The sequence below is a fragment of the Streptomyces typhae genome (assembly GCF_009755605.1).
Lineage (GTDB): Bacteria > Actinomycetota > Actinomycetes > Streptomycetales > Streptomycetaceae > Streptomyces > Streptomyces typhae.
Map to the genome: position 1 here is coordinate 190,725 of NZ_WPNZ01000018.1, position 14,256 is coordinate 204,980.

Annotated in this window: 14 protein-coding genes; 6 read left to right on the forward strand and 8 right to left on the reverse strand. The window is 72.6% G+C overall.

Annotation, left to right across the window (positions count from 1 at the left end; all coding sequences use genetic code 11):
• Nucleotides 1-7 precede the first annotated feature (7 nt).
• A complete protein-coding gene (locus GPA10_RS29010; protein ID WP_058850893.1) occupies nt 8-769 on the forward strand; it encodes an HAD family hydrolase in 762 nt (253 codons plus the stop codon).
• Complete coding sequence (locus GPA10_RS29015) at nt 766-3,117, forward strand: glycoside hydrolase family 65 protein (protein ID WP_157168062.1); 2,352 nt, start codon at nt 766-768, stop codon at nt 3,115-3,117. The genes GPA10_RS29010 and GPA10_RS29015 overlap by 4 nt, the downstream gene beginning before the upstream one ends.
• Nucleotides 3,118-3,126: 9 nt before the next feature.
• Here GPA10_RS29015 and GPA10_RS29020 read toward each other — a convergent pair whose 3' ends face one another.
• Genes GPA10_RS29020 through GPA10_RS29035 form a run of 4 tightly spaced genes read right to left on the reverse strand, consistent with a single transcriptional unit; the run spans nt 3,127 to nt 6,832 of the window.
• The gene (locus tag GPA10_RS29020) at nt 3,127-3,456 is read right to left on the reverse strand and encodes an STAS domain-containing protein (protein ID WP_157168063.1); all 330 of its coding nucleotides are present in this window, start codon (nt 3,454-3,456) and stop codon (nt 3,127-3,129) included.
• On the reverse strand, nt 3,453-4,838 hold the full coding sequence (locus GPA10_RS29025) for a PP2C family protein-serine/threonine phosphatase (RefSeq protein ID WP_157168064.1): 1,386 nt from the start codon (nt 4,836-4,838) through the stop codon (nt 3,453-3,455). The genes GPA10_RS29020 and GPA10_RS29025 overlap by 4 nt, the downstream gene beginning before the upstream one ends.
• Nucleotides 4,838-5,641 (reverse strand): alpha/beta fold hydrolase, encoded by an 804-nt coding sequence (locus GPA10_RS29030; protein ID WP_157168065.1) that lies wholly within the window; start codon nt 5,639-5,641, stop codon nt 4,838-4,840. Before GPA10_RS29030 ends, GPA10_RS29025 begins: the two co-directional genes overlap by 1 nt.
• 27 nt (nt 5,642-5,668) lie before the next feature.
• Nucleotides 5,669-6,832, reverse strand: coding sequence for a GDSL-type esterase/lipase family protein (locus GPA10_RS29035; protein ID WP_157168066.1), 1,164 nt, complete (start codon nt 6,830-6,832; stop codon nt 5,669-5,671).
• Nucleotides 6,833-7,016: 184 nt separating this feature from the next.
• Between GPA10_RS29035 and GPA10_RS29040 the strand changes: the two genes are divergently transcribed.
• Together GPA10_RS29040 and GPA10_RS29045 are read left to right on the forward strand one after the other, a co-directional pair.
• The gene (locus tag GPA10_RS29040) at nt 7,017-7,511 is read left to right on the forward strand and encodes a peptidylprolyl isomerase (RefSeq protein ID WP_058850888.1); all 495 of its coding nucleotides are present in this window, start codon (nt 7,017-7,019) and stop codon (nt 7,509-7,511) included.
• An 821-nt stretch (nt 7,512-8,332) separates the two neighbouring features.
• A complete protein-coding gene (locus GPA10_RS29045) occupies nt 8,333-9,133 on the forward strand; it encodes a VOC family protein (protein WP_157168067.1) in 801 nt (266 codons plus the stop codon).
• Between the two features lie 140 nt (nt 9,134-9,273).
• Here GPA10_RS29045 and GPA10_RS29050 read toward each other — a convergent pair whose 3' ends face one another.
• The 4 genes from GPA10_RS29050 to GPA10_RS29065 form a co-directional block, all read right to left on the reverse strand.
• Nucleotides 9,274-9,465: a CsbD family protein gene (locus tag GPA10_RS29050; RefSeq protein ID WP_058850886.1), complete on the reverse strand. Its 192-nt coding sequence runs from the start codon at nt 9,463-9,465 to the stop codon at nt 9,274-9,276.
• 77 nt (nt 9,466-9,542) lie between these two features.
• Complete coding sequence (locus GPA10_RS29055; protein ID WP_157168068.1) at nt 9,543-10,193, reverse strand: endonuclease; 651 nt, start codon at nt 10,191-10,193, stop codon at nt 9,543-9,545.
• Entirely contained in the window at nt 10,190-12,307 is a 2,118-nt protein-coding gene (gene glgX / locus GPA10_RS29060; protein ID WP_157168069.1) for a glycogen debranching protein GlgX, read from the reverse strand. Before glgX ends, GPA10_RS29055 begins: the two co-directional genes overlap by 4 nt.
• 76 nt (nt 12,308-12,383) lie before the next feature.
• Entirely contained in the window at nt 12,384-12,869 is a 486-nt protein-coding gene (locus GPA10_RS29065) for a pep a2 (protein WP_157168070.1), read from the reverse strand.
• A 313-nt stretch (nt 12,870-13,182) separates the two neighbouring features.
• On the opposite strand from GPA10_RS29065, the gene GPA10_RS29070 reads away from it, so the two are divergent.
• A complete protein-coding gene (locus GPA10_RS29070; protein WP_343041434.1) occupies nt 13,183-13,434 on the forward strand; it encodes a DUF5133 domain-containing protein in 252 nt (83 codons plus the stop codon).
• A 149-nt stretch (nt 13,435-13,583) separates the two neighbouring features.
• Nucleotides 13,584-14,256: maltotransferase domain-containing protein (locus GPA10_RS29075; RefSeq protein ID WP_246259994.1), on the forward strand; the 673-nt coding region annotated here is incomplete at its 3' end.

Consider the following 14,256-nt stretch of genomic DNA (forward strand, 5'->3'; position numbering starts at 1 on the left):
GCCTTTCATGACGAAACGCGCTCCTCACACCACGAAGCTCGGCCTCCCCGACACCGTCCGCGCCTGCCTCTTCGACCTGGACGGGGTGATCACCAAAACGGCCGTCGTGCACGCGGCTGCCTGGAAGGAGGCCTTCGACGCGTTCCTGCGCGAGCGGGAGGGAGACGGCTTCCAGCCGTTCGACAAGGGCGCCGAGTACGACGAGTACGTGGACGGCAAGCCACGCGCGGACGGGGTGCGCTCCTTCCTGGCCGCACGCGGCATCGAGTTGCCCGAGGGGGACCCGGACGACCCGCCGGACCGGCCGACGGTGCGGGGCCTCGGCAACCGCAAGAACGAACTCCTCCTGGAGAAGATCCGCTCCGGCGGCGTGGAGGCGTACGACGGGACCCTGCGCTACGTCCGGGCGGTGCGGGCCGAGGGGCTGCGCACAGCCGTGGTCTCCTCCAGCGCCAACTGCCGCGACGTGCTGCGGGCGATCGACGCCGAACCCCTCTTCGACGTACGGATCGACGGGGTCGTCGCCGCCGAGCGGAAGCTGCCCGGCAAGCCGCTGCCCGACACGTTCCTCGCCGCGGCCGCCGATCTCGGTGTCGAGGCGGCGCAGGCCGCGGTCTTCGAGGACGCGCTCGCCGGTATGGACGCGGGCCGCTCGGGCCACTTCGGCTATGTCGTCGGCGTGGACCGCGTCGGGCAGGCGGACGCGCTGCGCGCCCACGGCGCGGACCGGGTCGTACAGGACCTCGCGGAGCTCGGAGGCCAGGCATGATCACGCACGCGTCGTACGGGGTCGAGCCCTGGTGCCTGCGCGAGAACGTCCTGAACCTGGACGTGCTGCCGCAGAGCGAGTCCGTGTTCGCCCTGGCCAACGGGCACGTCGGCTGGCGCGGCAACCTGGACGAGGGCGAACCGCACGGTCTGCCCGGCTCCTACCTCAACGGTGTCCACGAGGTGCACCCGCTGCCCTACGCCGAGGCGGGCTACGGCTATCCGGAGTCCGGCCAGACCGTCATCAACGTGACCAACGGCAAGGTCATCCGGCTCCTCGTGGACGACGAGCCCTTCGACCTGCGCTACGGCCGTCTGATCTCCCACGAGCGGGTCCTGGACCTGCGCGCGGGCGTGCTGCGGCGGACCTGCGAGTGGACCTCGCCGGCCGGCCGCACCGTGCGGGTGCGCTCCACCCGCCTGGTGTCCTTCACGCACCGGTCGGTGGCCGCCGTCGCCTACGAGGTCGAGGCCGTCGACAGCGAGGTCCGTGTCGTCGTCCAGTCGGAGCTCGTGACCAACGAACAACTGCCGAAGTCGCCGCGGGATCCGCGCGCCGCTGCCGTGCTCGACTCCCCCCTGGCCCCGGAGGAGCACCTCGCGCGCGACGGACGGCTGCGCCTCGTGCACCGCACCCGGCGCAGCGGCCTGCGGGTCGCCGCGGCGGCCGACCACACCGTCGACGGACCCGACAGGACGCGGACGAGCGGTGAGTCCGGGGACGACGTCGCCCGGCTCACCGTCACCTCCGTCCTGGCCCCCGGACAGCGGCTGCGCCTGGAGAAGCTCGTGGCCTACGGCTGGTCGAGCACACGGTCCCTGCCCGCCGTGAGCGACCAGGTCGACGCGGCCCTCGCGGCGGCCACCGACACCGGCTGGACGGGGCTCCTGCGCGACCAGCGCGCCTACCTGGAGGAGTTCTGGGGGCACGCGGACGTCGAGGTCGACGGTGACGAGGAGATCCAGCAGGCCGTCCGCTTCGCGCTGTTCCACGTCCTCCAGGCGGGCGCGCGGGCCGAGCGGCGGGCGATCCCGGCGAAGGGCCTCACCGGCTCCGGCTACGACGGGCACGCCTTCTGGGACACCGAGACCTTCGTCCTGCCGCTGCTCACCTACACCGCCCCGGACGCGGTCGCCGAAGCGCTGCGCTGGCGCCACTCGACGCTGCCCGCGGCGCGCGAGCGGGCTCAGCAGCTCGGTCTGCGGGGAGCGGCGTTCCCCTGGCGCACCATCGAGGGCTCGGAGGGGTCCGCGTACTGGCCTGCCGGTACCGCCGCCTTCCACGTCAACGCCGACATCGCGGACGCCGTGGTGCGCTACGTGTGCGCCACCGGCGACGAGCAGTTCGCCCGGGACGCCGGTGTCGAGCTCCTGGTGGAGACGGCCCGGCTGTGGCGCTCGCTCGGCCATCACGACGCCCACGGCACGTTCCACATCGACGGCGTCACCGGACCCGACGAGTACAGCGCGATCGCCGACGACAACACGTACACCAACCTGATGGCCCGCACCAATCTGCTCGCGGCGGCCGACTTCGCCGAGCGCCACCCGGAGCAGGCCGTCGCGCTCGGCGTCGACGACGAGGAGAGCGCGGCCTGGCGGGACGCCGCGGAGTCCGTGCACATCCCGTACAACAGCGAACTCCAGGTGCACGAGCAGCACGCCGGTTTCACCCGCCACCAGCACTGGGACTTCGCGGCGACACGGCCCGACCAGTATCCGCTGATGCTGCACTTCCCCTACTTCGACCTGTACCGCAAGCAGGTCGTCAAGCAGGCCGATCTGGTGCTCGCCATGTACACCTGCTCCGAGTTCTTCGACGAGGAGCACCAGGCGCGCAACTTCGCCTACTACGAGCCGCTGACCGTCCGCGACTCGTCCCTGTCCGCGTGCAGCCAGGCCGTGATCGCGGCCCGCACCGGCCATCTGGGGCTCGCCTACGACTACTTGGTCGAGGCGGCCCTGATGGATCTGAACGACCTGGAGAACAACACCCGGGACGGGCTGCACATCGCCTCGCTCGCCGGGACGTGGACGGCCCTGGTCGCCGGTTTCGGCGGGATGCGGCGGCGCGGGGAGACCCTTCGCTTCACGCCCCGGCTGCCGGAGCGGCTGAGCCGCATCGCCTTCAAACTGGAGGTCCTCGGGCGGTGTCTGCGCGTGGAGGTCCGTGCGACGGCGGTCACGTACACGCTGCTCGACGGTCCCGAGCTGACGATCGACCACTACGGCGAGGCGCTCACCCTCGGCTCCGGGGAGTCGCGCAGCCGGGAGGTCCCCGAGCTCAAGCCGCGCCCCGCCCTCGACCAGCCGCCGCACCGGCGTCCGAACGCCCACCGCGGGACGTGAGCCGGGCTCTCACACGGTGTCGGCGGCGGGGCGGATGGTGAAGATCCGGTCGAGGCCGACGATGGTCAGCACGCGCATCGTCTTGGCGGGGACGGCGGCCAGGGCGATGTCGGCGCCCGCGGTGTGCGCGTGCTGGCGGGCCGCGAGGAGGGCGGTGATCCCGCTGGAGTCGCAGAATTCGAGGCCGGACAGGTCGATGACGAGCCATTGGTCCGGCTTCAGGACGAGCTGGTCGACCTGCTGGCGCAGGGTGGCCGCGTGCGCGTAGTCGAGTTCGCCCGCCACGTGCAGGACGGGGCCTGCGGCGGTGTCTCTGAGGGTGATGTTCAACGGGTTCATGAGGGTCGGTCCGTTGCCGGGCGGCGGGCGGGTGGAGGGAGGGCGGGGACGCCGAGGGCGAGCAGGGCGGTGTCGTCGTCCAGACCGTCACCGAAGCCTCGCAGCAGCGTCGTCAGCGCGGCGACCGTCTCCTGGGGCGAGGCAGGGGCCTGGGCACCGCCGAAGGCGAGCAGGGCGTCGTCGCCGAACAACTGGTCACGGGCGGGGCCGGTGCGGGCCTCGGTGAGGCCGTCGGTGTAGAGCAGCAGCGTCTCGCCGGGGGCGAGGGTGGTCTCGACGGTTCCCACGGGGGCGGTGGGGAGGATCCCGACGAGCAGCCCGCCCGGCGTCGGCAGGTAGTCGGCGCGGCCGTCGGCGCGCAGCACGAGGGCGGGGGGATGCCCGCCGGAGGCGAGGCGCACGGTGGCGCTGCCGTCGCCGCCGGGTTCGACGACGCCGAAGACGACGGTGCAGTAGCGGGGGTCGCCGCCGCCCGCGTACCGCTCGTGCAGGACGGCGTTGAGGGTGGTGAGCGCCGCCGTGGGATCGGGGTCGTGCAGGGCGGCGGCCCGCAGGGTGTAACGGGTCAGCGAGGTCAGGGACGCGGCCTCGGGGCCCTTGCCGCACACGTCGCCGAGGAAGAAGGCCCAGCGGGTGCCGTCGAGGGGGAACAGGTCGTAGAAGTCGCCGCCGAGCCGGTCGGCGGAGGCCGTGTGGTAGTAGACGGCCGTCTCCAGACCCGGCACCTCGGGCAGCGAGGCGGGCACGAGGGACTGCTGCAGCACGGCGAGGGCGTCGGCGAGGCGGGACCGGTCGGCCTCCGCCTGCGACCGGGCCTCCTCGGCTTCGGCGCGGGCCTGCTCGGCCTCGGCGCGGGCCCGCTCGGCCTCGGCGCGGGCCCGCTCGGCCTCGGCGTGCGCCTGTTCGGCGTCCCGGCGGCGGCGCAGCAGTTCCTCTTCGTAGGAGCGGCGGTCGGAGGCGTCGAAGACGGTGGTGCGGATCAGCAGCGGCTCGCCCTCGGTGCCGTACTTGACGACGGAGGAGACGAGGACCGGCAGCCTGCCGCCGTCGGCGCCGCGCATCTCCAGGGCGACGCCCCCCACTTCGCCCCGCATCCGCAGCAGCGGCGCGAAGTGCGTCTCGTGGTAGAGCTTGCCGCCGACGGTGAGCAGGTCGGCGAAGCGCTTGCGCCCCACGACGTCCGCGCGGTCCAGGCCGAGCCAGCCGAGCAGGGTGGCGTTGATCCTGGCGATCGTGCCGTCCATCATCGTGGAGAGGTATCCGCAGGGAGCCGACTCGTACAGCTCCTCGGCACTGTCCTCGAGGAGGGCGGTGAACCTGGCGTCCACGCCCGCGTCGTCCCCGGTGCCGGACGGGTCCGCGCCGTGGCGGTTGCGTCCCATCACCGCGGCGTGCGCAGAAAGTCGAGTATCGCTTCCGCGGTGGCTTCGGGGGCGCTGAGCTGCGGGCAGTGTCCGGTGGCGGGCAGCGTGACGAGGCGGGAGCCGGGGACGGCCGCCTGGACGTAGGCGCCGACCTCGCGCGGCGCGATGACGTCCTCGGCGCAGTCGAGCACCAGCGTCGGCACGGACACGCTCCTCAGGTCCTCGCGGCTGTCGGACAGGAACGTCGTGCGCGCGAAGACGCGGGCGATGTCGGGGTCGGTCGCGCAGAAGCTGTTGGTCAGCTCCTGGCCGAGTTCGGGCCGCTCCGGGTTGCCCATGATCACCGGGGCCATGGCCGATGACCAGCCGAGGTAGTTCGCCTCCAGGGATTCGAGGAGCTCCTCGATGTCCTCGGCGCCGAAGCCGCCGCGGTAGCCGTCGTCGTCGATGTAGCGGGGCGAGGGGGCCACCATCACCAGGGCGCCGATCCGCTCCGGCGCGCTCGCGGCGGCGAGCACACCGACCATGGCGCTGACGGAGTGCCCCACGAACACCGCCCGCCGGAGGTCGAGTTCCGCGCAGACCTCCACGACGTCGCGGGCGTACCCGTCGAGTGACGCGTACCGCTCGGGGTCCCAGGCGGACAGGTCGGAGCCGCCGGACCCGACGTAGTCGAACAACACCACCCGGTACTGCTCGGCCAGTGCCGGGACGATCAGGCGCCACATGTTCTGGTCACAGCCGAAGCCGTGCGCGAGCACCACCACCGGCCCGTCGTCGCGGCCGGTGACCGTCACGTTGTTCCTGTGGTGCATGTTCATGACCACCATCTTTCCATGTGGTCAGGTTCATCCTCGCACGTGGTCGATCGTGCGTCCGAAGGGGCCGTCGTCGGCGAAGGCGCGGGCGGCGAAGCGCTTGCCCATCCGCCGGTACGCGGTGGCGTTCGGATGCAGGCCGTCGGTCAGGTCGTCCGCCTCGTCCGGGCCGAGCAGCTCGCGCCCGTCGAGGTGGTGCAGATGCGGGTCCCGCGCCCCGCGGGCCACGGCGATCCGCTCCAGCTCCTCCCGCACCACCGCAAGCGTCAGCGCGCCGCCGGCCACGTCGTCCGGGTCCCCCAGCGCCACGATCCTGCCGTCGGGGCCCGGTCCGGCCGGTCCCGGGCTCTCCTCCAGGGCGGGGCAGCTCACCGGGGACATCAGCAGGAGCGGGGTGTCGGGGTGCCCTTCCCTGATCGTGTCCAGGAAGCCGTGCACGGCGGGCCCGAACGTCCGCAGCCGGAACGCGGCGAGACCCACGATGTTGATGCCCACCTTGAGGCTGATCAGGTCGGCGGGCAGATCGCGGATCGTGCGGGCCACGTACGGGTCGAGGAGGGCGTTGCCCGCCAGGCTGAGGTTGATCACCTCCACTCCCCCGAGCGCGGCCGCCACGGCCGGCCAGGTGCCGGTCGGTCCGTCGGCCTCCACGCAGTGGCTGATGGAGCTGCCGTGATGCACCCAGCGGCGGCGGCCGTCCGGCAGCGGCGCCCGCACCTCGCCGTCGGCGCGCAGCGCCACCAGTTCCGTGGGGGTCTGCTGCGGGAGCCACAGCTCGACGTCCTTCATGCCGGGCCGCAGTCCCGTGAACCGTACGACGCCCGGTTCGCCCGGGATAAGGCGCTGCTCGGCGCCAGGCCCGGCCATCCGCAGCACGTTGCCCACCGGCGCCTGCACTCGCCCGGCGAGGACGCCGTCCACACGGAGTTCGACGAGCCCGGTGGGGCGCGGTTCCTCGTCGCTGTCGAGCTGCCCGGTGGAGGTGAGGACCTCGAGCTCCAGCGCGCACGCGTCGGTGCGGAACACGAGGCGTACGCCCGAGGGCATCATCGTCACCCCGTGGACGGCCGGGTCCTGGTACTGCTCCGTGGTCCACGCGGGCAGCCGGCGCGGCATCACTCCGGCCGGTGTGCGCTCCAGATCCAGCGCACCGCGCAGCTCCACCGGCCCGTCGACCAGCGAAATGGTCCGCATTGTCACCGTCAGCGCTCCCGTCCCTGACCCGCGCGTGCGGGTCCGATGTCGCCTCGAACATGTCACACGTGGCCGTGGACCGGAGGGCCGGGGCGGGCCGATTCCACGGAGAGCGGAGGTTCGGCGGAGGTTCCTGGGCGATGCCGTTTCGACGCACGCGGGCCCGTCGTGGAGAATCGGGGCCATGAGTGAGAACGTCTACTTCAATGTGTCCGCCAACGGCGAGAGCCTCGGCCGTATCGTCTTCCGCCTTTTCGACGACGTCGTCCCCCAGACGGCCCGCAACTTCCGTGAGCTGGCCACCGGCCAGAACGGCTACGGCTACAAGGGTTCCCCCTTCCACCGCGTCATCCCCGAGTTCATGCTCCAGGGCGGCGACTTCACCAACGGCAACGGCACCGGCGGCAAGAGCATCTACGGCGAGAAGTTCGCCGACGAGAACTTCAAGCTCAAGCACGACCGGCCGTTCCTGCTGAGCATGGCCAACGCGGGCCCCGGCACCAACGGTTCGCAGTTCTTCGTCACCACCGTCGTCACGCCGTGGCTGGACAACAAGCACGTCGTCTTCGGCGAGGTCGTCGAGGGTGAGGACGTCGTCAAGGCCATCGAGGCCCTCGGCAGCCGCTCCGGCTCCACCGCCAAGAAGATCGTCATCGACGACAGCGGCATCGTTGCCTGACCGGTCCGTCGACCGGCCCGTGCGCCAACGATGATCCGATGACGGCGTCCGCCCTCCCCCTTCGCGTTCGTGTACGTGTACGTGCGTACCGGTACGCGCCCGCCCGCCGGGCGCGGGGGAAGGGCGGGCGCCGAGCACGTCGCCTCTGGACGGCGTCAGCGGCCGAGGGAGCCGACGGGTGTACGCGGGCCCGTCCGGACACCCGTTTCTGCCTGGTGCGGCACCAGCCCCCGGCACCGATGCGCCCGCTCTTGCTGCGGTGCGACGGTCCGCGCGCCGTGGCAGTGCCCTGCCGGGCCCGGCTACTGTCCGGACCTGAGGCGAGCACCCCGGGCTGAGACCCCGCCCGGTGCCGCGACCTCCGGCTCCCAGACCTCGGGCCGCTGACAGGACAGGACGGCCGAAGACAGCCGGAGCCCTCGGATCCACCGCAGCGGACACAAGGGCCCCGGCTTCCCGCCCTCCCAGCCGTTCCTGGGGCGACTCCCGCGCGCCCCAGCAGGGAGGACGAGCCGGCGTGGGAACGACCATGGAGGGGAGCCATGCGTTCCCGCGCCGCGCGGCCGCCGCCCAGGGCCCGCGCCGCGCCCGCCCCTGTTCCCGGCCCTGTCCCAGATCGACGCGCCAGATGGCTCTGCGGGGCGCGCGGCACGACAGGAGGGGATGATGGTGCCGAGGGGCCACGAGCCCACGGTGCCGGCCCCGGACGTTCCGGCCCGCACCACCGGCGTGGTGACTGCGTGGTGTCTCCGGAAGCGGCGTCGCGCGGGTTCGCGACCTCGCCCGGCCGCCAGACATCGACCGCAGAACGGGTACGGCGCATGAACAGTCACGGAACAACCGCAAGCGAGGTCGTCGCCAGCCACTCGGTGTTCGGCGCACCCTGCTGGGTCACTCTGACCACGCGCGACCTGGCGGCAGCCGAGGCGTTCTACCACGCCGTGCTCGGCTGGGAGTGGCGCACCGGCAGGCTCGGCGAGCAGTACCGGTTCGCGAGCGTGAACGGAGTGCCGGTGGCCGGGGTCGCGGCCGTGGACAGCGTCGGGCGGATGGCCGTGGCCTGGACCCCGTACTTCGCCGTGTGCAGCGCGGACGACACCGTGGCCCGCAGCCAGGAGCGCGGCGGGACGACCGCCGTGGGGCCGCTGTCCTTCCCCCCGGGGCGGGCGGCCCTCCTCGCCGACCGGGACGGCGCCGTCTTCGGCATCTGGGAGGGCGAGCTGGTGTCGGGCTGGGAGGACTGGCGCAGGGCGGCACCGGTCTTCGTCAAACTGCACACCCGGGACGCCTTCGACGCGGCCATCTTCTACGCGGAGGTCCTCGGCTGGGAGTCCGCTGAGACCGGCTGCTGCGAAGTGCGTTACGAGGACAACGAGGTCGTGCTGCGCAGCCAGGGCGACGTCGTGGCCCGTATCCACTCGGGCGCCGTGGAGGCCGCGCCCGACCCCACGGTCCGGCCGCGCTGGGAGATCCACTTCGCCGTCGCCGACGTGGCGGCCTGCGTCCGGGCCGCCCAGGCCCACGGCGGCAGCGCGGTGTACGAGGGCTCCGGCATGGAGGAGGCGATCCTGCGCGACCCGGACGGGGCCCGCTTCATCGTGAGCTCCCGGCCGAGGCGGTGAGGGCCCCCGGCCCCTGGGGGGCGGCTCGCACGGCCGTGCGAACGACGGCCGCCGCCCCCGCACCACACCCCCGGGAGCACCCGGGACCGCAGCAGCGGAAGCGGCGGAAGCAGCGGCCGTGAACGGCGCGCAGGCTCGCGTCAGCCCTTGTCGCGCCCCAAGGACGGATCAGCCTTCCGGGCGCGCTCCCGCGCGTCGTGCATCGCCTTCTTGGCGTCCCCGCGGGCCTGGTCGACCTTGCCCTGGACCTGCCGTTCGCGGTTCCCGGTGACCTTTCCCGCCATCTCCTTGGCCTTGCCTTTTGCCTTGTCCATGCCGCCGTTGCCCGCCATGGGCTCCTCCTCGCCGGGGGGGTGACCTTCCGGCCTCAACGTAAGCCGGGGAGGGCGAGCGCGCACTCCGGGACGGCCTACCCGCCCGCCCGTTCCAGACACTGCTCCACCAGCTTCCGGTCGAGGGCGGCCCGCACCAGCGCCGCGGCCACCACCCCCGGCCGCGCCCCGCCCCTCAGCCGCATCAGACCGGCCGCGTCCTGCGGCAGCCCGAGGCGTTCCGCGCCGTGGAGTGCCTTGCCGTCGACGTACGGCGCGTACTCCGGCCAGACGTCCTGCACTTCGCGCAGGAAGATGTCCGCGCCGGTGGGGCCGAGGCCCGGCACCCGTTGCAGGAGCCGCCGCGCGGCGGCCACGTCGCCGTCGGCCTCCGCGCGGACGCGGCGCAGGTCGCCGCGCCAGGTGTCGAGCACGAGGGCGGCCGCGTCGCCGAGCCGGGTCGCTGTCTGTTCGTCGTAACGCCGGTAGCCGCCGTCCCCGAGGGCGTCGACCCGCTGCTGCCAGGTGGCGTCGGCCATGTCCCGGGGGCCGCGCAGGCCCGCCGCGTACAGCGCGCGCGAGGTCGCCACCGCGATGGACGCGCGGATGCGGGCGCTCAGCAGGCTCGCGAGGACGAGCGTGCGGTAGAGCGGCTGCGGGGTGTCGGCCGCCTTGATGCCCGCCTCCGCGGCGTACGTCCGGCCCGCGCGCTTGAGCAGTTCGCGCAGCACGGCTTCGTGGTCGGTCATCGTGCCACCTCCGAGGGGCGGGACAGCAGGAGCAGGCTGCGCGGTCCGACGGGGATCTCGCCGTCGGCCTTGTGTTCCGTCTCGTCCGAGAGGCCCCGCGGGTCCGAGGTGTCGAGCCGGGTCTCCCAGCGTTCACCGTACGCGGCGTCGGGCAGCCGGAAGACGACCTGGTCGCCGCAGCTGTTGAGCAGGAGCAGGAAGGAGTCGTCGACCACGGCCCGGCCCTGGAAGTCGGGTTCGGCGATGGCGTCGCCGTTGAGGAAGACCCCGACGGCGTGGGCGTCGGGCCGCAGCCAGTCCTCGTCGGTCATCTCGCGGGCGTCGGGCCGCAGCCACACCAGGTCGGGCAGCGGACCGCGGGCGCGTGCCGCGGCCTCGCCGCGGAAGAAGCGGCGTCGGCGCAGCACCGGGTGCGTGGCGCGCAGGGCGATGGCGCGCCGGGTGAAGGCGACCAGCTGGTGCTGCTCGTCGTCGAGGTCCCAGTCGACCCAGGAGGTCTCGTCGTCCTGGCAGTAGGCGTTGTTGTTGCCGTGCTGGGTGCGGCCCAGCTCGTCGCCGTGGGCGAGCATCGGGATGCCCTGCGAGAGCATGAGGGTGGCGAGGAGGTTCCGCTGCTGCCGGGCGCGCAGCTCCAGGACCCACTGGTCGTGGGTGGGGCCCTCCACCCCGCAGTTCCAGGAGCGGTTGTCGCTCTCGCCGTCCTGGTTGTCCTCGCCGTTGGCCTCGTTGTGCTTCTCGTCGTACGAGACGAGGTCGCGCAGCGTGAAGCCGTCGTGGGCGGTGACGAAGTTGACGCTGGCGCGCGGCCTGCGCCGGTCGTGCTGGTACAGGTCGGAGGAGCCCGTCAGACGGGAGGCGAACTCGGCGAGCGTGTGGTCCTTGCTGCGCCAGAAGTCCCGTACGGCGTCCCGGTACTTGCCGTTCCACTCCGACCACAGGGGCGGGAAGTTGCCGACCTGGTAGCCGCCGTCGCCGACGTCCCACGGCTCGGCGATGAGCTTGACGCGGCCGACCACGGGGTCCTGCTGGACCAGGTCGAAGAACGCCGAGAGCCGGTCCACGTCGTGGAACTGCCGTGCCAGTGTGGCCGCGAGGTCGAAACGGAACCCGTCGACGTGCATCTCGGTGACCCAGTACCGCAGTGAGTCCATGACCAGTTGCAGGACGTTGGGATGCCGCATGAGCAGGCTGTTGCCCGTGCCCGTGGTGTCGAAGTAGTGGGCCGGGTCGTCTTCCGCGAGCCGGTAGTAGGAGGCGTTGTCGATGCCGCGGAACGCGAGGGTGGGGCCGTTCTCGTTGCCTTCGGCGGTGTGGTTGTAGACCACGTCGAGGATGACTTCGAGCCCCGCCGCGTGCAGCCGCTTGACCATCGACTTGAACTCGGTGACCTGTTCGCCGCGGCTGCCGTGCGCGGCGTAGCCGTTGTGCGGGGCGAAGAAGCCGATGGACGCGTAGCCCCAGTAGTTGGACAGGCCCCGGTCGCGCAGGAACCCGTCCTGCACGTACTGGTGCACGGGCATCAGTTCGACGGCCGTCACCCCGAGGGAGGTGAGATGGCCGACGACCGCGTCGGTCGCGAGGCCCGCGTAGGTGCCGCGCAGTTCCGGCGGGACTTCGGGATGTCTGCGGGTGAGGCCGCGGACATGGGTTTCGTAGACGACGGTCTCGGCGTACGGCCGCCGCGGCGGCTGGTCGTCCTCCCAGCGGAAGGAGGGGTCGGTGACCACCGAGAGCGGGGTGTGCCCTGCGCTGTCGCCGGGGTCCGGCCCGTGCGCCGCCCGCTCGTACAGGGAGGCGTCGTTGTCGGTCTGTCCCTCGATCGCGGTGGCGTAGGGGTCGAGGAGCAGCTTGGCGGGGTTGCACCGGTGGCCCGCGGCGGGGTCCCAGGGGCCGTGCACGCGGTAGGCGTAGCGCTGTCCGGGTCCGACGCCGGGCAGATAGCCGTGCCACACGAAGCCGTCGACCTCGGAGAGGGTGATGTCGTCATGGGTGCCGTCGTCGTGGAAGAGGACCAGGACGACGCGCTCGGCGACCTCGCTGAACAGGGCGAAGTTGGTGCCTTCACCGTCGTGCGTGGCGCCGAGCGGGGACGGGGATCCGGTCCAGGTGCGCAAGCGTCTGCCTTCCTCATGGAGGGGCGGGGCGGCCGGTGGTCTCGGCGTGCGGCCGCCGGGCCGCCCCGGCCGGACGTCACGCCCGCGTCGACCCCGCGAGCACGGTCACGCTCTCCGCACGCGGCACGTGCAGCGCCGTCGGCTCGCCGGGGGTCGGGGAGAGGGAGGCGAGCGGGATGTGCTCGGGTGTCCGGGCCCGGCACGAGAACCAGATGATCTTGCCGTCGGTCGCCGGGCAGCTTCCCCAGCCGTCGCTCAGGGCGGCGATCTGCGCCAGGCATCCCTGCGGTCCGTAGTGGGGACCCGGCAGGTCGCGGTCGTTGTCGGACACGCCCGTGATGAGGTGCTGTCCGTTCCACCACATCTCGATGGCCGTCTTCTTGTCCGTGCCGTGCTCCTCGATGGCCCGGAGCAGGACACGGGTGCAGTGGCTGACGGGCTCGACGAGAATCTCCAGACCCCAGTGCCGGAGGTGGGCGGCGAGAATGCGCCCGACCTGGTCGATCTTCTCCGGGCAGATCTCCACGTCCACGTGGTAGTAGCGGGGAATTGCCGACTTCATTGCGCTTGGCTCCTCTCGGCGAGGCTCCCGCCTCCTCCCGGCCGGTACGGGCCGGGCCCCGAACACGAAGCGTGAGCGTTGATCGCTCCTGAGTCAGTACCAGCGTGGGAGCACTACTCCATTCGCGCAACACGAGCGCACGGGAGTGCCCACCCACCACCCGGCAGTGGTCGTTGAATGCCTAACAAGACGCTGCGTGGCCGACCGTGCACCATGAGTCAGAAGCCCGACGGCGCGAGCCGACGGTCCCTCGAGGTGCGGAACCGGTTTCGCCAGGCCAGTCGCCCCGGCCGCGCCCTCGGAACACAAGAAGGTGACCAGTGTGGTGCTGCTGCCTGCAAAAGCCGAGGTCGCGCGGCATCTCAAGCTCTACCGGTCATGGGAGAGGCTGCTGATCGCCCACCCCTGCGACCGCGCCGTACAGAGGCAGTTCGAGAACACCGCGTACACGCTGTGCGTGCTGATGGGCGAGTGCACGGCCCGCGTCGCCGCCGACGCCGCCGAGGAGTATCTGCGTCCGCGCGCATCGCGCCGGCCACGGCCGGCCCCCGAACTCCGGGGGTGATCGTCCCGTCCCGGGTTCCGAGGGTTGTGGAGGAGGGTCCGATGACTTCAGCACCGGAGACACGTCCCGGCACGCCCTTCCCGGGGTCGGGTTGCGGCACTCCCCTGCCGGGGGCGGCGCGCCCGGCCACCGCGCTGCCCGTTCCCCTCATGGACGTCCACCCGGCCGTCGACGGCGGCCGCCGCCCCGCGAAGGCGGTGCCCGGCGAGACCTTCGAGGTCACAGCGACCCTCTTCGGCGAGGGCCACAAAGCGGTCGGCGCCAACGTCGTACTGCTCGGCCCCGGCGAGCGGTGCGGCCCCTGGACGCCCATGCGGGAGGTCTCCCCGGGCAGTGACCGCTGGGGCGCCGAGGTCACCCCGGACGCGGAGGGACTCTGGACGTACGCCGTGGAGGCCTGGGCGGACCCGGTGACGGGATGGCGCCGCGCGGCGGAGGTGAAGGTTCCGGCCGGCGTCGACGTCGGCCTGATGCTGGAAGAGGGCGCGCTGCTGTACGAGCGGGCCGCCCAAGGGGTGCCCGGGGACGCGGAGCGCCGGGTCCTGCTGTCCGCCGCAGACGCGCTGCAGGACGACCTGCGGTCCCCGGCCGCACGCCTCAAGGCCGCGCTGGCGCCGCAGGTGACCGCGGTGCTCGCCCGTTTCCCGCTGCGGGAGCGGGTCACCCGTTCGGCCGCCTTTCCGCTGCGCGTGGAGCGTACGCGGGCGTTGTTCGGTTCCTGGTACGAGTTCTTCCCCCGCTCGGAGGGCGCGGTGGTGCGGGAGGGGGCGGCGCCGGTGTCGGGAACGTTCCGCACGGCGGCGCGGCGGCTTCCGGCGATCG